This is a genomic window from Streptomyces sp. NPDC044064 (assembly GCF_056434245.1).
The window spans coordinates 1-17,179 of record NZ_JBWKFN010000025.1 but is presented as its reverse complement, the minus strand read 5'-3'; the positions used below and the strand labels follow the sequence as shown (position 1 = coordinate 17,179).

18 protein-coding genes and 5 tRNA genes are annotated in these 17,179 nt (G+C 70.4%); 6 read left to right on the top strand and 17 right to left on the bottom strand.

The features are described 5' to 3' along the window. The first annotated feature begins 186 nt into the window (after positions 1–186). Positions 187–420: an Lrp/AsnC family transcriptional regulator gene (locus tag AC07DS_RS33080; protein WP_003997603.1), complete on the top strand. Its 234-nt coding sequence runs from the start codon at positions 187–189 to the stop codon at positions 418–420. A gap of 20 nt (positions 421–440) precedes the next feature. Next, complete coding sequence (locus tag AC07DS_RS33075) at positions 441–956, top strand: DUF3515 domain-containing protein (protein WP_479151308.1); 516 nt, start codon at positions 441–443, stop codon at positions 954–956. Positions 957–971: 15 nt separating this feature from the next. Here the strand turns inward: AC07DS_RS33075 and AC07DS_RS33070 are convergent, their stop codons facing one another. Genes AC07DS_RS33070 through AC07DS_RS33060 form a run of 3 tightly spaced genes read right to left on the bottom strand, consistent with a single transcriptional unit; the run spans position 972 to position 3,990 of the window. Then, on the bottom strand, positions 972–2,129 hold the full coding sequence (locus AC07DS_RS33070; RefSeq protein ID WP_479151306.1) for a D-alanine--D-alanine ligase family protein: 1,158 nt from the start codon (positions 2,127–2,129) through the stop codon (positions 972–974). Positions 2,130–2,188: 59 nt separating this feature from the next. Further along, a complete protein-coding gene (locus AC07DS_RS33065; protein ID WP_479151304.1) occupies positions 2,189–3,199 on the bottom strand; it encodes an NAD(P)H-dependent glycerol-3-phosphate dehydrogenase in 1,011 nt (336 codons plus the stop codon). Continuing rightward, positions 3,196–3,990: a lysophospholipid acyltransferase family protein gene (locus AC07DS_RS33060; RefSeq protein ID WP_479151303.1), complete on the bottom strand. Its 795-nt coding sequence runs from the start codon at positions 3,988–3,990 to the stop codon at positions 3,196–3,198. The genes AC07DS_RS33065 and AC07DS_RS33060 overlap by 4 nt, the downstream gene beginning before the upstream one ends. A 199-nt stretch (positions 3,991–4,189) precedes the next feature. Between AC07DS_RS33060 and cofC the strand changes: the two genes are divergently transcribed. Both cofC and AC07DS_RS33050 read left to right on the top strand, forming a co-directional pair. Next, a complete protein-coding gene (gene cofC / locus AC07DS_RS33055) occupies positions 4,190–4,828 on the top strand; it encodes a 2-phospho-L-lactate guanylyltransferase (RefSeq protein WP_479151301.1) in 639 nt (212 codons plus the stop codon). Between the two features lie 180 nt (positions 4,829–5,008). After that, positions 5,009–5,212 carry a hypothetical protein gene (locus tag AC07DS_RS33050; RefSeq protein WP_479151299.1) on the top strand — a complete coding sequence of 68 codons (204 nt, stop codon included), beginning with the start codon at positions 5,009–5,011 and terminating at the stop codon, positions 5,210–5,212. A gap of 69 nt (positions 5,213–5,281) precedes the next feature. On the opposite strand, the gene AC07DS_RS33045 is transcribed toward AC07DS_RS33050, so the two are convergent. The 4 genes from AC07DS_RS33045 to leuC all read right to left on the bottom strand — a co-directional run bounded on the left by AC07DS_RS33045 (position 5,282) and on the right by leuC (position 8,575). Next, positions 5,282–5,920 carry an HU family DNA-binding protein gene (locus AC07DS_RS33045; protein ID WP_145883470.1) on the bottom strand — a complete coding sequence of 213 codons (639 nt, stop codon included), beginning with the start codon at positions 5,918–5,920 and terminating at the stop codon, positions 5,282–5,284. A 136-nt stretch (positions 5,921–6,056) separates the two neighbouring features. Next, the gene (locus tag AC07DS_RS33040) at positions 6,057–6,287 is read right to left on the bottom strand and encodes an SCO5555 family protein (RefSeq protein ID WP_386576520.1); all 231 of its coding nucleotides are present in this window, start codon (positions 6,285–6,287) and stop codon (positions 6,057–6,059) included. A 264-nt stretch (positions 6,288–6,551) separates the two neighbouring features. Beyond that, positions 6,552–7,145, bottom strand: a complete 594-nt coding sequence (leuD, locus tag AC07DS_RS33035) for a 3-isopropylmalate dehydratase small subunit (RefSeq protein WP_479151296.1) — start codon at positions 7,143–7,145, stop codon at positions 6,552–6,554. Between the two features lie 5 nt (positions 7,146–7,150). After that, a complete protein-coding gene (gene leuC / locus AC07DS_RS33030) occupies positions 7,151–8,575 on the bottom strand; it encodes a 3-isopropylmalate dehydratase large subunit (protein WP_479151294.1) in 1,425 nt (474 codons plus the stop codon). 209 nt (positions 8,576–8,784) lie between these two features. Between leuC and ndgR the strand changes: the two genes are divergently transcribed. Beyond that, positions 8,785–9,501 carry an IclR family transcriptional regulator NdgR gene (ndgR, locus tag AC07DS_RS33025; RefSeq protein WP_145883474.1) on the top strand — a complete coding sequence of 239 codons (717 nt, stop codon included), beginning with the start codon at positions 8,785–8,787 and terminating at the stop codon, positions 9,499–9,501. A gap of 95 nt (positions 9,502–9,596) precedes the next feature. Here the strand turns inward: ndgR and AC07DS_RS33020 are convergent, their stop codons facing one another. Beyond that, positions 9,597–10,106: a DUF4188 domain-containing protein gene (locus AC07DS_RS33020; protein ID WP_479151292.1), complete on the bottom strand. Its 510-nt coding sequence runs from the start codon at positions 10,104–10,106 to the stop codon at positions 9,597–9,599. 81 nt (positions 10,107–10,187) lie between these two features. Between AC07DS_RS33020 and AC07DS_RS33015 the strand changes: the two genes are divergently transcribed. After that, positions 10,188–10,832, top strand: a complete 645-nt coding sequence (locus AC07DS_RS33015; RefSeq protein ID WP_479151290.1) for a MerR family transcriptional regulator — start codon at positions 10,188–10,190, stop codon at positions 10,830–10,832. A gap of 53 nt (positions 10,833–10,885) precedes the next feature. Here AC07DS_RS33015 and AC07DS_RS33010 read toward each other — a convergent pair. From AC07DS_RS33010 to AC07DS_RS32970, 9 genes are all read right to left on the bottom strand, one after another. After that, positions 10,886–10,958, bottom strand: a tRNA-Glu gene (locus tag AC07DS_RS33010). Between the two features lie 28 nt (positions 10,959–10,986). Next, positions 10,987–11,058: transfer RNA gene (locus AC07DS_RS33005), tRNA-Gln, on the bottom strand. 21 nt (positions 11,059–11,079) lie between these two features. Beyond that, positions 11,080–11,152, bottom strand: a tRNA-Glu gene (locus tag AC07DS_RS33000). A gap of 29 nt (positions 11,153–11,181) precedes the next feature. Further along, positions 11,182–11,254: transfer RNA gene (locus AC07DS_RS32995), tRNA-Glu, on the bottom strand. 21 nt (positions 11,255–11,275) lie between these two features. Beyond that, positions 11,276–11,347, bottom strand: a tRNA-Gln gene (locus AC07DS_RS32990). Positions 11,348–11,437: 90 nt separating this feature from the next. Then, positions 11,438–12,169: an HAD family hydrolase gene (locus AC07DS_RS32985; RefSeq protein ID WP_479151288.1), complete on the bottom strand. Its 732-nt coding sequence runs from the start codon at positions 12,167–12,169 to the stop codon at positions 11,438–11,440. 135 nt (positions 12,170–12,304) lie between these two features. After that, on the bottom strand, positions 12,305–14,554 hold the full coding sequence (locus AC07DS_RS32980; RefSeq protein WP_479151286.1) for a hypothetical protein: 2,250 nt from the start codon (positions 14,552–14,554) through the stop codon (positions 12,305–12,307). 181 nt (positions 14,555–14,735) lie between these two features. Continuing rightward, the gene (gene gltX, locus AC07DS_RS32975; protein WP_479151284.1) at positions 14,736–16,220 is read right to left on the bottom strand and encodes a glutamate--tRNA ligase; all 1,485 of its coding nucleotides are present in this window, start codon (positions 16,218–16,220) and stop codon (positions 14,736–14,738) included. Continuing rightward, a complete protein-coding gene (locus AC07DS_RS32970; protein ID WP_145883479.1) occupies positions 16,204–16,989 on the bottom strand; it encodes a fumarylacetoacetate hydrolase family protein in 786 nt (261 codons plus the stop codon). Before AC07DS_RS32970 ends, gltX begins: the two co-directional genes overlap by 17 nt. Between the last annotated feature and the right edge of the window lie 190 nt (positions 16,990–17,179).

The following is a 17,179-nucleotide window of genomic DNA, read 5'->3' as shown; positions in this document are numbered from 1 at the left end:
CCTTGCCATGTGCCCGGTCGCGCGTCATCAGTGTCCCCGATACGGTCGAGGTGACCGTCAACTTCTGTCGTGCCTGCACCCTGGCGCGCAAGCCCGGTTCCCGCAGGTCTCCCCGCGGGGAGCGGCGACGCGATACCGTGGCGTTCCTTTTCCCCACATGATCCTCGTGGCCGCCCTGGAGGTTCCGTGGTACAGGCGTACATCCTGATCCAGACTGAGGTCGGCAAGGCGTCGACCGTCGCCGAGACGATCAGCAAGATCCCTGGAGTGATCCAGGCCGAGGACGTGACAGGTCCGTACGACGTCATCGTGCGCGCTCAGGCAGACACCGTCGACGACCTCGGTCGCATGGTGGTCGCGAAGGTCCAGCAAGTGGACGGCATCACCCGCACCCTGACCTGCCCGGTCGTGCATCTGTAGCCCCCGTCTACGCTTGGCCGGTGAACATCTTCCGTCACCGGCCTCTCGGCCTGCTCGCGCCCGTGCTGCTGATCGCGGCCGCGGGCTGCTCAAGCGCAGACGACAGCGCCACGGTGGCGGTTCCCAGCCCCGACGCGAAGACGGCGAAGGTGTGCCGGGATCTGCACCGGGTGCTGCCCGAGAAGCTGGACGGACGGGGACGTCACGACCCCGAGCCCCGGTCCGCCTACACGGCGGGCTGGGGAAGCCCGGCGATCATACTGCGCTGCGGTGTCGCACGGCCGCCGAAGATGGTCGACCCGAAGGTGGCCGAGGGCGGGGACCGGGACGCCGTGGCCGGCGGGGTGGACGGCGTCGACTGGCTGATGGAGAAGCAGGGCGACGGCACCTGGCGGTTCACCACCGCGAGCCGCGTGGCCTATGTGCAGGTGAACCTGCCCGAGGGGATGTCCGGGCCGGACGGCACTCCGGTGCTCACCGGACTCGCGTCGGCCGTGAAGAAGGCGATCCCCGAGGGGATCGCCTCCATGCGATGACAGCGGTGGTGCGGGTCAGCGCAGCCCGGTCGAGCGGCGCAGCGCGGCCTGCACCAGGCGGTCCACCAGCTCCGGGTAGCCGATGCCGGTGGCCTGCCACATCTGCGGGTACATCGAGATGGGCGTGAAGCCGGGCATGGTGTTGATCTCGTTGATCACGAACTCGCCGTCCTCGGTGAGGAAGAAGTCCGCGCGGACCAGACCCTCGCAGGAGGCCGCGTCGAACGCCTCGACCGCGAGACGCCGCACCTCGGCGGTCTCCTCGTCGGTGAGCGGCGCCGGGACGATGCCGGGCGTGGAGTCGATGTACTTGGCCTCGAAGTCGTAGTACGCGTGCGCGTCCGGCGGCGGGATCTCGGCCGGGACGGAGGCGCGCGGCCCGTCCTCGAACTCCAGGACGCCGCACTCGATCTCGCGGCCGCGCAGCGCGGCCTCCACCAGGATCTTCGGGTCGTGCCGCTGCGCCTCGGCGATCGCCTCGTCCAGGCCGGAGAGGTCGTCGACCTTGGTGATGCCGATCGACGAACCCGCGCGCGCGGGCTTCACGAACAGCGGCCAGCCGTGGTCGCCGGCGAAGTCGACGATCTTCTTGCGGGCCGCGGACTCGTCCTGCGCCCACTCGCGCGGCCGGATCACCACGTACGGGCCGACCTTGAGCCCGAAGGAGGTGAACACCCGCTTCATGTACTCCTTGTCCTGGCCGACGGCCGAGGCGAGCACACCCGCGCCCACGTACGGGATGCCGGAGAGCTCCAGGAGGCCCTGGAGGGTGCCGTCCTCGCCGTACGGGCCGTGCAGCACCGGGAAGACCACGTCGACCTCGCCGAGGGCCTTGGGCACGGAACCGGGCTCGCTGTAGACGACCTCGCGGCTGGCGGGGTCGACGGGGAGCACCACGCCGCCCTCGTCCGACTCCGCCAGTTCCGCCACATTGGGGGTACGGCGGTCGGTGATGGCCATCCGCTCCGGCTCGTCCGCCGTCAGGGCCCAGCGGCCGTCCGCGGTGATACCGATCGGCAGGACGTCGTACTTCGTCCGGTCGATGGCCTTGAGGACGGCGCCTGCGGTGACCACGGAGATCCCGTGTTCGGAGCTGCGCCCGCCGAACACGACGGCCACGCGCGGCTTGCGGGACGGCTGCTCAGGGCTCTGGGGGAGGTTCTCGGTGCTCATATCGCGTTGAGAGTACCCGTTGGTAGAGCCCGGATACAGCGTCGACTCAGGGGGTTCGCTCAGCGTCGCTCGGGCTTCGCGCTGCGCGACATCAGCTCCTTCAGGGCGACCACCGGCGGCTTGCCCTCGTGCACGATGTCCACGACCGTCTCGGCGATCGGCATCTCCACACCGTGCCTGCGGGCCAGATCGGCCACGGACTCGCAGGACTTGACACCCTCGGCGGTCTGTTTGGTGACCGCGATGGTCTCCTCGAGGGTCATGCCCTTGCCGAGATTGGTGCCGAAGGTGTGGTTGCGGGACAGCGGCGAGGAGCAGGTGGCCACCAGGTCACCGAGGCCCGCGAGGCCGGAGAAGGTCAGCGGGTCGGCACCGAGCGCCATGCCGAGCCGGGTGGTCTCGGCGAGGCCGCGGGTGATGAGCGAGCCCTTGGCGTTGTCGCCCAGGCCCATGCCGTCGGCGATGCCCACCGCGAGGCCGATGACGTTCTTGACCGCGCCGCCGAGTTCGCAGCCGACCACGTCGGTGTTGGTGTACGGCCGGAAGTACGGCGTGTGGCAGGCGGCCTGGAGCCGCTGGGCGACCGTCTCGTCGGTGCAGGCGACCACGGCGGCGGCCGGCATGCGGGCGGCGATCTCCCGGGCCAGGTTGGGGCCGGTGACCACGGCGATGCGGTCGGCGCCGACCTTGGCCACGTCGTCGACGACCTCGCTCATGCGCATGGTGGAGCCGAGTTCGACGCCCTTCATCAGGGAGACGAGCACGGTGCCGGGCGCGAGCAGCGGGGTCCACTCGGCGAGGTTGGCGCGCAGTGTCTGGGAGGGCACGGCGAGGACGGTGAAGTCCGCGTCCCGCAGTGCCTCGGCGGCGTCCGCGGTGGCCCGCAGGTTCTCCGGGAGTTCGACACCGGGCAGGTAGTCGGGGTTGGTCCGCGTCGAGTTGACCGCCTCGGCCAGCTCGGGACGGCGGGCCCACAGGGTGACCTCGCAGCCCGCGTCGGCGAGGACCATGCCGAAGGCGGTGCCCCACGAGCCGGTGCCCATGACGGCGGCCCGGACAGGCTTGCTCACTTGCCGTGCCCTTCTGTCTGCTTGTCCTGCGTGTTCTCCTGCGCCTGCGGCTTCGCCTGCGCCTGGGTGCGGCGCCGCTGCTCCAGCCGCTCCCGGCGCGGGTCGTACGGCGTCGCGGGGGCCTTCTCGCCGCGGATCTCCTCCAGCTGGCGGGTGATGGCGGCCATGATGACCTCGGTGGCCTCCTTGAGGAGTTCCGGGGTCATCTCCTGGTCGTAGAAGCGCGAGAGGTCCACCGGCGGGCCCGCGAGGACGTGGTGGGTCTTGCGCGGGAGGAGGTGGGGCTTCTTGGCGTAGGGCGGCAGCAGTTCGTTGCAGCCCCACTGGGCGACCGGGATCACCGGGCACTTGGTCTGCAGCGCCACCCGGGCGGCACCGGTCTTGGCAGTCATCGGCCAGCCGTCCGGGTCGCGGGTCAGGGTGCCCTCGGGGTAGAACGCGACGCACTCGCCGCGCTCCACGGCCTCGATGGCGGCCCGGAAGGCACTGAGCGCGTCCGTGCTCTCGCGGTAGACCGGGATCTGCCCGGTGCCGCGCATCGCGGCGCCGACGAATCCCTTCTTGAAAAGTCCGCTCTTCGCCAGGAAACGCGGAACCCGTCCGGTGTTGTACTGATAGTGCGCGTACGCGAAGGGGTCCACGTGGGAATTGTGGTTGACCGCGGTAATAAATCCTCCGTCGGCCGGAATGTGCTCCATTCCATGCCAGTCCCGCTTGATCAGAACCACCAGCGGCGGTTTGCAGAGGACCGCTGCGAAGCGGTACCAGAACCCGATTCTGCGGCGGGACACGCGGACACCTTCCTCTAGGACTTGCTCGGGGCCCGGGGGCCGCACAAGTGTCGCCCCAGGCCGCCGGTCTGTCGAGAACACCGTACGCCCGCCCGTCACCGACCACCGCCCTTCCCAGGAGCTTCGCGCCCCTCCCCGATCCCGGAGTGCCGAATGCCACGGGGGACAATGAGCGCGACAAGAGAGGGGCGGTACGCCGGTGCACTGGACCTTGGTCATCCCCCTGAAGCCTCTGGCGCGGGCCAAGAGCAGGCTCTCCGACACCGCCGGCGACGGGGTGCGCCCGGGGCTGGCCCTCGCGTTCGCGCAGGACACGGTGTCCGCGGCGCTGGCGTGTCCGGCGGTCTCGGATGTGTTGGTCGTCACGGACGACGCGCTGGCCGGCCGGGAGCTGGCGGCACTGGGCGCCCGGATCGTCCCGGACACACCGGCAAGCGGCCTGAACGCCGCTCTGGCGCACGGAGCGGCCACCGTAAGGGAAATGCGACCCGGTGCCGCGGTGGCGGCCCTGAACGCCGATCTGCCGGCTCTGCGCCCGCTGGAATTGTCCCGGGTGCTGAGTGCCGCGGCCGAATTCCCGCGCGCCTTTCTCGCGGACGCGGCCGCCCTCGGCACCACGCTGCTGGCCGCGTCCCCCGACCAGGAATTGCGGCCCGCTTTCGGCACGGATTCCCGGGCCCGCCACCGCACCTCGGGCGCGCGGGAACTCGACCTCACCGAGGTCGATTCGGTACGCCAGGACGTGGACACCGGCGAGGACCTGCGCGCGGCGCTGGCACTGGGCGTGGGCAGGCACACGGCGGCGGCGTCGGCGGGGTTATTGATTCCGGGGGCGTGAGGTGCCCGGTACGGACGGCCGGGTGGGGGCGGGTTCCGCTCGCCCGCGGCAACCGTGCAACCGACGGGACCGCGACTCCCCCGGGGCGCGGGGAACCGCGCGACCAGCCACGACGAGCCCGCAGTCGACGGACGGCCGCCGGCCCGACGGCGAACCACCGGAGGCACTACGCTGGCCGTCATGCAGGCGACCGCATACACGTACGACCCCGAAACCCGCGCCGGACAGGTGCTCCTCGACGACGGCACCCCTGTCCCCTTCGACGGGGCGGCGTTCGACGCGGGCGGGCTGCGGCTGCTGCGCCCCGGGCAGCGGGTGCGGATCGAGACGGAGGGTTCCGGGGACGGCCTGCGGATCACGCTGGTGACCCTGCAGACGCTCTGAGGCTCCCGAAAACGCCGCGGGCCGGGCTCCCCAGGGGAGTCCGGCCCGGCGCGTGAATGCCCTGGCGACTTACGACGCCTTGCGGGCAGTGGCCTTCTTCGCGGTGGTCTTGCGGGCCGTCGACTTCTTGGCCGGGGCCTTCTTGGCGGTGACCTTCTTCGCCGGGGCCTTCTTGGCCGTCGTCTTCTTCGCAGCGGCCTTCGCCGTGGTCTTCTTCGCGGCGGCCGTCGTCTTCTTGGCGGTGGTCTTCTTGGCGGTGACCTTCTTCGCCGTGACCTTCTTCGCGGGCGCCGCCTTCTTGGCGGTGACCTTCTTCGCGGCCGCCTTGGTGGTCTTCTTGGCCGCGGCCTTCTTGACCGTGGCGGCAGCGCCGCCGGTCAGGCTGCCCTTGGGCGCCTTCTTGACGGCGACCTCGCCGCCACGCGGGAGCTTCTTCGAGCCGCTGACCAGGTCCTTGAAGCCCTGGCCCGCGCGGAAGCGCGGCACGGATGTCTTCTTGACCCGAACCCGCTCGCCCGTCTGGGGGTTACGGGCATAGCGGGCGGGGCGGTCCACCTTCTCGAAGGACCCGAAGCCGGTGACCGAGACCCGCTCGCCCGCGACGACCGCGCGGACGATGGCGTCCAGGACATGATCGACAGCATCGGCGGCCTGCTGGCGGCCGCCCATCTTGTCGGCAATCGCTTCTACGAGCTGCGCCTTGTTCACGTCTTCCCCTTCGGAGACATCGCCAGAACGAAAGTGTTCAAGCTTTTTCGCACGTTAGGCAGATATATACCGCAAATCAAACACGAAACGGGCTTATCACCCTTGTGCCGCAACGGACTCGGTTGTCCCGGGCTGTTCAGCGGTCCTCGTCGGGGATCCGACCCTCGTCGAGGTCCTTGGTGAACCGCTCGAGCCGCCTTGCCGCATCGGCGATGTCGTGCTTGGCCGCGGCCGTAATGACCAGCAGCTTCCGGTTCAGCGCCATCCGTACGCCCTCCGGGACTTGCAGTGCGCGCACTCTTGTGTGCGCTTCCTTCAGTTGGTCCGCGACCGCCGCATAGAGCTCGAGTTGGCCGTCGTGTTCCATGCACAGATTGTGCCATCTGGGGCGAGTTGTCGCCTGCTCAGGGTGCAACTGCCGCCTCAAACGGCCTTCCGGGCACTTGCCAAAGCCGCGTTCGCAACACTCGCGTACCCCGGCAACGCCCTTCCTAACGTGGGGAGTTGAGCGGACCTGCGAGAACGCGCGGAGCCGTTCGGGTGCAGAAACGCCCGTACCCCCGATCGTGGCGATCGGGGGTACGGAGAGGGTGTTGAGGTGGCCGGATCTCGACCCGGCCGGGGCTCCGGATCAGATCTGGAGCGTGCGCGGCTTGTGGCCCGGCCGCTTGGTCTCGTAGGCGGCGATGTCGCCCTCGTTCTGGAGGGTGATGGAGATGTCGTCCAGGCCGTTCAGCAGCCGCCAGCGGGAGTTCTCGTCCAGCTCGAAGGAGGCGGTGACGCCCTCGGCGCGCACCTCACGGGTCTCCAGGTCGACGGTGATCTCGGCCTGCGGGTCCCGCTCGGTCAGCTCCCACAGCGCGTCCACGACCTTCTGGTCGAGAACCACGGTGAGCAGGCCGTTCTTCAGCGAGTTGCCCCGGAAGATGTCCGCGAAGCGGGAGGAGATCACGGTCTTGAAGCCGTAGTTCTGCAGCGCCCAGACGGCATGCTCACGGGAGGAGCCGGTACCGAAGTCGGGGCCGGCGACCAGGACGGTGGCGCCCTGTCGCTCGGGCCGGTTGAGGATGAAGGACTCGTCCTTGCGCCAGGCCTCGAAGAGCCCGTCCTCGAAGCCGTCCCGGGTCACCTTCTTGAGCCAGTGAGCAGGGATGATCTGGTCGGTGTCGACGTTGCTGCGGCGCAGCGGGACGGCCCGGCCGGTGTGGGTGGTGAAGGCTTCCATGGTTCTCAGACTCCAGCGGGCGCAGGGGCGTCGGACAGGTCGGCGGGCGAGCCCAGGTGGCCCAGGACGGCGGTAGCGGCCGCGACCTGCGGCGACACCAGGTGGGTGCGACCGCCCTTGCCCTGCCGGCCCTCGAAGTTGCGGTTGGAGGTGGACGCGGAGCGCTCACCCGGGGCCAGCTGGTCGGGGTTCATGCCGAGGCACATCGAGCAGCCCGCGTGCCGCCATTCGGCGCCGGCCTCCTTGAAGACCACGTCCAGGCCCTCGGAGACGGCCTGCAGACCGACCCGCACGGAGCCCGGGACGACCAGCATCCGTACGCCGTCGGCGACTTTACGGCCGCGCAGCAGGTCCGCGGCGGCGCGCAGGTCCTCGATACGGCCGTTGGTGCAGGAGCCTACGAAGACGGTGTCCACCTTGATGGAGCGCAGCGGCTGACCGGCCTCCAACCCCATGTACTCCAGGGCCTTTTCGGCGGCCAGGCGCTCCGAAGCGTCTTCGTACGAAGCCGGGTCGGGGACGGACGCCGAAAGCGGCGCGCCCTGGCCGGGGTTGGTGCCCCAGGTGACGAACGGCGACAGTTCCTCGGCCTTGATGACGACCTCGGCGTCGAAGACCGCGTCCTCGTCCGTCCTCAGGGTCTTCCAGTACTCGACCGCGGCGTCCCAGTCGGCGCCCTCGGGGGCGTGCGGACGGCCCTTGAGGTACTCGAAGGTGGTCTCGTCGGGGGCGATCATGCCCGCGCGGGCACCGGCCTCGATCGACATGTTGCAGATGGTCATCCGGGCCTCCATCGAGAGCTTCTCGATGGCGGAGCCGCGGTACTCCAGGATGTAGCCCTGGCCGCCGCCGGTACCGATCCTGGCGATGATCGCGAGGATCAGGTCCTTGGCGGTGACGCCCTCGGGCAGCTCGCCCTCGACCGTGATGGCCATGGTCTTCGGGCGGGCCAGCGGCAGCGTCTGGGTGGCCAGCACGTGCTCCACCTGGGAGGTGCCGATGCCGAACGCCAGCGCGCCGAAGGCACCGTGCGTGGAGGTGTGCGAGTCACCACAGACGACCGTCGTGCCGGGCTGGGTCAGACCCAGCTGCGGACCCACGACGTGCACGACACCCTGCTCGACGTCGCCCAGCGGGTGCAGGCGCACCCCGAACTCGGCGCAGTTCTTGCGCAGCGTCTCCAGCTGAGCGCGGGAGACCGGGTCGGCGATGGGCTTGTCGATGTCGAGGGTCGGGGTGTTGTGGTCCTCGGTCGCGATGGTGAGGTCGAGACGGCGCACCTGGCGACCGTTCTGACGCAGACCGTCGAAGGCCTGCGGGCTGGTCACCTCGTGCAGCAGGTGCAGATCGATGTAGAGGAGGTCGGGCTCGCCCTCGGCGCGCCGGACGACGTGGTCGTCCCAGACCTTCTCCGCGAGTGTCCTACCCATCGCTTTCCCTCCGGCCGGCAAACGTGCACCGGCCCAACTAGAGATCTTGAGGAAGCGGCGGCTGTGCCTTTTTAGGGGCCCCTGAAGTCGTGATTCCGGGCGTCCACCGCCAGGCCCGTTGGTCTGCGGGCCGCTGTGTGATTCCAGGGTGGCGCGTTCCACGGAAAATTGAACTTGCGTTTCACAGAGTGAGACGTGAGTATCGTTGCATGGACAACAGTAGCGGCGTCGGCGTTCTGGACAAGGCGGCCCTCGTCCTGAGCGCTCTGGAGTCCGGTCCGGCCACCCTCGCGGGTCTGGTCGGAGCCACCGGACTGGCAAGACCCACGGCCCACCGCCTGGCCGTGGCCCTGGAACACCACCGCATGGTGGCACGCGACATGCAGGGCCGGTTCATCCTCGGCCCGCGCCTCGCGGAACTGGCTGCGGCGGCCGGCGAGGACCGCCTGCTCGCGACGGCGGGCCCCGTGCTCACCCACCTCCGCGATGTCACCGGCGAGAGCGCACAGCTCTACCGACGCCAGGGTGACATGCGGATCTGTGTGGCCGCGGCGGAACGCCTGTCCGGCCTGCGGGACACGGTCCCGGTCGGCTCCACGCTGACCATGAAGGCGGGTTCCTCGGCACAGATCCTGATGGCCTGGGAGGAGCCCGAGCGCCTGCACCGCGGACTCCAGGGGGCCCGCTTCACGGCGACGGCCCTGTCGGGCGTACGACGTCGCGGCTGGGCCCAGTCCATCGGCGAGCGCGAGCCGGGCGTGGCGTCCGTCTCGGCGCCGGTGCGCGGCCCCTCCAACCGTGTGGTGGCCGCGGTGTCCGTCTCCGGCCCCATCGAGCGCCTGACGCGCCACCCGGGCCGCATGCACGCCCAGGCGGTCATCGACGCGGCGGGCCGCCTGTCGGAGGCTCTGCGCCGCTCGGGCTGACCCCCCGGACTCCGGAACACCGAGGAGGGCCTGCCTCAACGCCGCGGCAGGCCCTCCTCGCTTCCCGGGATCCCCTCGGTTCCCCCGCTCCCCGGTCAGCCGGCCTTCTCGGCCGCCGGCGCCTTCCCCGACCGGTGGGCGAAGCGGTCCCTGGCGTACCGGCCCCGCTTCTCCAGGGGCACCTGTCCGTGCGCCGCCGCCAGTCCGTACGCCGGCATGTCGCCGTAGATCGCCTCGTACGACCCCTCGGGCACGACGTACGTCTCGTGCCAGATGCCCACGTGCCCGCGCAGCTTCCCGTTGCGCTCCTTGCGGTTGAGCAGCGCCCAGGCCTTGTGGTGGAAGGCGTCGGGAGCGGTGGCGTAGGCGTAGAGCTTCTCCTTGGACTCCCAGTACTGGACGACGTAGTACGAGCGCGGCGACTCGGTGAGCAGAACCTTGTTCAGCAGCCCCCGCCCCGGATCCTTCTCCAGTTCCCGCAGCATGCGGAGCATCGCCAGCATCACCGGCAGCCACTGGTGCACGGCCCAGAAGCGGTTGATGCGCATGCCGATCAGCAGGACGACGACATCGCCCTGCGCGTCTGCGGTCGTACGGGTCACCATGCGTTTCCCCCTCGTCGGCGAGCGGCGCTATCCAACGCCCTGTGTTTGGATAGTGCCGTTATCCAACAGGGAGCGCAAGAGATGCGGCTGGCGGAGCTGAGCGAGCGCAGCGGTGTGTCCACCGCAACGATCAAGTACTACCTGCGCGAAGGGCTGTTGCCGCCGGGCCGCCAGGTCAACACGACGACGGCCGAGTACGACGAGGAGCATCTGCGCCGGCTACGGCTGGTGCGGGCGATGATCCAGGTGGGCCGGGTGCCGGTGGCGAAGGTGCGCGAGGTGCTCGGGCACGTGGACGACGACTCCCTGGGCCGCTCGATCCGCCTCGGCGCGGCGCTGTGGGCGCTGCCGCAGGTGCCTGAGCCGGACGAGGACGACGAGTACGTCCAGGCAGCGCACCAGGAGGCCACCGCGCTCCTGGACCGGCTCGGCTGGGAGAACGCCAAGCAGCTCACGACCGTCTCCCCCGCGTACCGCTCGCTGGTGGTGGCGGTGGCCGCGTTCCGCCGGCTCGGCTACGAGTGGGGGGCGGAACTGCTCGCGCCGTACGCCGAATTGATGTACCGGACGGCCGTCCTCGACCTGGACAACATGGAGGCGTATCCGTCGGAGCCGGAGCAGGTCGAGTTCGCGATCCTGGGAGCGATCCTCAACGAGCCGGTGAAGCAAGCACTGCACCGGATGGCCCAGGAGGAGGAGTCGATCCGGCGGTACGGCCTGGAGTAGCCGGCGCCGGGCACGACGAAGGCCCTCCGCCGAAGCGAAGGGCCTTCCTCTTGTACCCCCGACCGGATTCGAACCGGCGCTACCGCCTTGAGAGGGCGGCGTGCTAGGCCGCTACACAACGGGGGCGTGGACTCTGCGTTTCCGCAGGCCCGAGCTGGTCTACCTGGACTCGAACCAAGACTAACTGAACCAGAATCAGTCGTGCTGCCAATTACACCATAGACCAATGATGGTTTAGACCAGTCAGTACCCCCGACCGGATTCGAACCGGCGCTACCGCCTTGAGAGGGCGGCGTGCTAGGCCGCTACACAACGGGGGCCCTAGCGATCTCGAGTTGATCGAGATCAGTACCCCCGACCGGATTCGAACCGGCGCTACTGCCTTGAGAGGGCAGCGTGCTAGGCCGCTACACAACGGGGGCTTTGCAGATGAGCTCTGCGAGCTGGCCTACCTGGACTCGAACCAAGACTAACTGAACCAGAATCAGTCGTGCTGCCAATTACACCATAGGCCACTGGAACTCAACCCCCTGCGGGGTTCTCGTTCTAGCATGCTCCTCGGGGCTCCGGCCTTTCGGCCCGTTCCCCTCGGCGCAGGAAGAACATTACCTGAAGGTGGACGGGGCTCCAAAACGGGTATCCACACGGACGAGCGCGGGGAGTTCGGCGAGGGTCGAGATCCGGTGTGCGGCCACCGTGTCCGGACCCTGGGCGTAGACCCCGCCGCGGTCGATCCAGACGGACAGCAGCCCAGCCTCGGCCGCGCCCCGCCCGTCGATCTCCGGGTGGTCGCCGACGTACGCCACCTCGTGCGGGGGCAGGCCGAGGGCCTCGCAGGCCGCGAGGAACGCGCCGGCCTCCGGCTTGGAGACGCCCAGCTCGGCGGCGCACAGCAAACTCTCGAAGCGGTCGCGCACGCCGAGGGTGCGCAGCTTGTGCTCCTGGACCGTGAGGCTGGAGTTGGACAGCACCCCGTGCCGGTGGCTGGCGGCGAGGGCGTCCAGGACGGGCAGCACGTCCGGGAACAGACTCCAGGCGGCCTCGTAGTGAGCGATGTAACGCCGGAACCAGACGTCGGCCTCGGCGTCGGACAGCTCCTGCTCCAGGAAGACCCGTACCCGGTCGCGCCGCTGCCCCTCGAAGGACACCTCCCCCGCCGAGAACCGCGCCCACTGCTGATCGGTGACCTGCCGCCACCGCACGAGCGCATGCTCCGGACTGTCGTACCCGGAGAGCAGGCCCTCCGCCGCCAGATGGGCCCGCATGCCCTCGCGGTCCGCGGTCGTGTAGTCGAAGAGGGTGTCGTCCACGTCCCACACGACTGCTCTGATCGTCATGGCACCGACCGTACCGCCAGACGGCTGGGGGCTCGGGGGTTATCCCCCGACAGATGCGGCGTCGAAGAGGGTGTCGTCCACGTCCCACACGACTGCTCTGATCGTCATGGCACCGGCCGTACCTTTCGCGCGCCGTCAGCGGAGGGTCATCGTGCCGGTCAGGGCCAGGGTCCTGCCCTGACCGTCGCGGGGCCGGGCGATGAGCTTCCAGGTACAGCTGCCGGACCCGGCACCGGCACCGCTGTCGGTCCTGCCGTCCCAGGCCGGGCGTACGGCCGCCCCCGTGGAGGCGCCGGTGAGGGTGCGCAGAACCTTCCCCGAAGGCGTGGCGAGCGTCAGGGTCCAGGTGGACGGCTTGTTCAGCTGCCACACCGGCGACCACGGCATCGACGTGCCGATGACGGACGGCGAGGAGACCTGCGCCTCCAGCTGTGCGAGCGGCGAGGCGGGGACGCCGCTGGGGACGATCACCACCTGTCCGTGGGCCGCGGTGAGGTAGGCGATCTGGCCGCCGAAGCGGTCCACGGCCCAGCGGCCGTTGCTGCCGCCGGTGTTCTGGTCCGTCCTCGGCAGGACGGCCACGGTGCGGGTGTGCGCGGTACCGGTGTGGACGTCGGTGAGCCGCAGTTCGTGCGTGGTGCGGTTCTCGCGCACCAGGAAGCCGTCGGCGAGGCGGGCCGGGGAGGGGCCGGCCGGGACCGGGATGTTGCGCTCGGCCGCCCGGTCGTAGACCCCGGCCGGACCGGCGGAGCCGCAGCTCCAGTAGAGCCAGGTGTCGACGGCCTGGATGTCGGTGGGCGTGCACGGGGCGCCGGTGGCGACGGTGGTCGTGGTCCGGCCGGTCCGCAGATCGCGGCCGGTGACCGACCCCTTGGCGCTGCCGGGCGTCCACAGGGTCTGCCCCCAGACGGCGGCGGTGGTGCGGTGGCGGCTGAGCGCGACCGTGCCGGACGTGGCGCCGCTCGGGAAGTCGACGATCTTCTGCACACCGGGCGTACCGCCGTTGTAGAGCACGTAGCGGCCGGTGCCACCGGCGATGCGGCCGCGGGCGTCGCCCGTCGGCACGCTCGGCAGGGTGCCGGTGGCGAGGCCGGTCCCGATCACGTACTCGTGGCCGGAGGAGTCGGTGAACAGCTGGGCCACACGTCCGTCGCCGAGGGCTTCCATCTGGGGGCAGGCGGAGTCACCCGTGAGGCAGGTCGGACCGGCCAGGCCGGGACTGCGCCGGGTCTGCGGTCCGACCGGCCGCCCGGCGGCGTCCAGCGCGAAGCCGTAGAGCCGGTGGCCGGTCCCCTGCCGGCCGTCCAGGAACAGCTCGCCCCCGGCGAGGGCCAGCCCCTCCACCCGGATCGGGTCGGCCTGGATCCGGGCCACCTTCTCGGTGGCGGTCCCGCCGTCCGCGGTGGGGGTGATGCGGTGGACGTTCCAGTCGAGGCCGGACGGTCCGGCGGTGGCGAGCGCGCCGCCGTCCGGGGTCGCCGCCATCCCTCCGGAGGAGTCCGCGAGGACGGTGCGGGTCTCGCCGGTGGTCAGCGAGCGGGCGGTCAGCTCGGGCTCGGTGCCGGCCTGGACGAAGGTCGGATTGCCGATGAGGAGCTGGTCACCGACGACGGCCACCAGCTGGGCACCCCGGCGGGTGAGCCCGGTGGGCTCGGTGCCGGGGGCGGCGTCGGTGCGGACGTACTTCCAGTCGGCGACCAGCCAGCGGTCGTTGAAGCGGACCGGCGGGGCCGCGTCCACGCCGGTGACGTAGGTACGGAAGGTGCCGTCCCGCAGGTCCACGAGACCCACGGAGGTCGTGCCGTCCAGGGTGTAGACGATCGCGACGCGGCTCACCGAGCCGCCCGGGACGTAGTCGGTGGGCCGGGCGCCCGCGGGCAGCCCGGTCACCGGAAGGTCGGTGGTGGAACCGCCGGCCGCGGCGCGCAGCACGTGCGGGGTGCCGGAGGCGTCCTCGGTGAGCACGCTCCAGCCGGACGTGGTCGCATAGGTCTGACCGGCCGGGATCGTGACGGTGGCGGTCACGCCCGTGGAGCGGTGCTGCTGCCTGACCTCGGCACCGTCCCTGGTGCTGACCACGTCGGTGCCGGTGGCCAGATCGTCCGGGCCGGCGTGCGCGGGCGGGACGAAGCCCGGGTAGCCCACCCAGGTGCCGAAGCTCGCCTCGGTCCGGGGACGCCACTGGAACCCGGACGCCCCCGTCCACAGGTAGTCGACGTGGGTCGGCTGCTCCGACCTGAGCGTGACGGTGCCGGACGGCGCCACGACGGCCGGCCCGGCCTGTGCGGGCGCGGTCGCCGCGGCACAGGTCAGCGCCACTGCTCCGGCGACGACGGCCGTGGTCAGTCTTCGCGAACGGATCGCTTCGCCTCGTGATCGGGTCACGTCCCCCACTCCCTGAACAGGCTGCGCATGCACCTCATGCGCACAGGGAGCACCCAACATCCCTTCGGGAAGCGGGACTTGTCCGCGGAGGTGAACGCCGGAAGTCGGCTCGGTGCACGTGCGAAGGGCGGCGCCCGAACCGGACGCCGCCCTGTCTCAGCCGTGTTCCGCGAATACGTCGCTACGCGGAGAGCTTGGCCAGCGCCGCGTCGATGCGGGCCAGCGTCTTCTCCTTGCCGAGAACCTCGAGGGACTCGAACAGGGGCAGGCCGACCGTGCGGCCGGTGACGGCCACGCGGACCGGGGCCTGGGCCTTGCCGAGCTTGAGGCCGTGGGCCTCGCCGGCGGCCAGGACGGCCTCCTTCAGGGCCTCGGCCGACGTCCAGTCCGCCGGCTCCAGCTTCTCGCGGGCCGTGCGCAGCAGGGCGTCCGAGCCCTCCTTCATCGCCTTCGTCCAGCTCGCCTCGTCGAAGACCGGCTCGGCGAGGAAGAGGAAGTCGACGTTGTCGGTGATCTCGGAGAGCACCTTCAGCCGGGTCTGGGCGTGCGGGGCGATCGCCTGCCACCTGGCCTCGTCGAAGTCCTCCGGCGCCCAGGGGGCGAACGGCGCCTTCAGCCAGGTGCGGCAGCGCTCCGTGAACTCCTTCACATCCAGCATGCGGATGTGGTCGGCGTTGATCGCCTCGCACTTCTTGAGGTCGAAGCGCGCCGGGTTGGGGTTCACGTCGGCGATGTCGAAGGCGGCGACCATCTCGTCGATGCCGAAGATGTCCTTGTCGGCCGAGAGCGACCAGCCGAGCAGCGACAGATAGTTGAGCAGGCCCTCGGGGAGGAAGCCGCGGTCGCGGTAGAGGTTGAGGGACGACTCCGGGTCGCGCTTGGAGAGCTTCTTGTTGCCCTCGCCCATCACGTACGGCAGGTGGCCGAAGGCCGGGGTCCGCTTGGCGATGCCCAGCTCGGTCAGCGCCTTGTAGAGGGCGATCTGGCGGGGGGTGGAGGAGAGCAGGTCCTCGCCGCGCAGGACGTGGGTGATCTCCATCAGGGCGTCGTCGACCGGGTTGACCAGCGTGTACAGCGGGGCGCCGTTGGCGCGGACGATGCCGTAGTCCGGGACGTTCTCCGGGGTGAAGGTCAGCTCGCCGCGGACCAGGTCCGTGAAGGTGATCGTCTCGTCGGGCATCCGGAAGCGGACGATCGGGGTGCGGCCCTGGGCCTTGTACTGCTCGACCTGCTCGGCGCTCAGGTCGCGGCAGTGGCCGTCGTAGCCGGACGGCTTGCCGGCGGCGCGGGCGGCCTCGCGGCGGGTGTCCAGCTCCTCCTGGGAGCAGTAGCAGTGGTAGGCGTGGCCGGCGTCGAGGAGCTTCCGGGCGACGTCCTTGTAGAGGTCCATGCGCTGCGACTGGCGGTACGGCGCGTGCGGGCCGCCGATCTCGGGGCCCTCGTCCCAGTCGAAGCCCAGCCAGCGCATCGCGTCCAGCAGCTGGTTGTACGACTCCTCCGAGTCGCGGGCCGCGTCGGTGTCCTCGATGCGGAAGACCAGGGTGCCCTGGTGGTGCCGGGCGAACGCCCAGTTGAACAGGGCGGTGCGGACCAGGCCCACGTGGGGGTTACCGGTGGGCGAGGGGCAGAAACGGACGCGAACTGGTGCGCTAGCCACGCTTGACAACCTTGTTGGTGAGAGTGCCGATGCCTTCGATGGTGACGGCGACCTCGTCGCCGACGTTCAGGGGGCCGACCCCCGCGGGGGTGCCCGTGAGGATGACGTCGCCGGGCAGCAGGGTCATGGCCTCGGAGATGTTGACGATCAGATCCTCGATGGAGTGGATCATCTCGCTCGTACGGCCCAGCTGACGCTGTTCGCCGTTGACCGTGAGCTGGACCGTCAGGTCGTTCGCGCGATCGAGGTCCAGGCCCGTCTCCACCCAGGGGCCGAGCGGGCAGGAGGTGTCGAAACCCTTCGCCCGGGCCCACTGCTTCTCGCGCTTCTGCACGTCGCGGGCGGTGACGTCGTTGGCGCAGGTGTAGCCGAAGATCACGTCCTTGACCCGCTCGCGCGGCACCTCGCGGCACATGCGGCCGATGACGACGGCCAGCTCGGCCTCGTGGTGCAGCTCCTGCGAGAAGGACGGGTACTGGATCTCGTCCCCGGGGCCGATCACCGAGGTGGACGGCTTGAAGAAGGCGAACGGGGCCTCGGGCACCTCGTTGCCCAGCTCCTTGGCGTGGTCGGCGTAGTTGCGGCCGAACGCCACGACCTTGTTGGGGAGGACCGGCGGGAGCAGTCTGACCTTGCTCAGCGGCACCTTCGTCCCGGACAGCTCGTAGTCCGCGAACGGGATGCCCTTGATGATGTCGAGGACGAGTTCGTCCTGCTTCTCGCCCTCGACCGCGCCGAAGGCTACGTTCCCGTCGATGGAGAACCTGGCGATGCGCACGGGATCCTGCGCCCCTCACTGAGTACCGGCGTACTGACGCCCCAGGTTAACCGGTCGGGCCTCCCGCGCTCGGGAAGGCGACGGACACCGGGGACGAGGGGGGGGGGGGGGGGGGGGGGGGGGGGGGGGGGGGGGGGGGGGGGGGGGGGGGGGGGGGGGGGGGGGGGGGGGGGGGGGGGGGGGGGGGGGG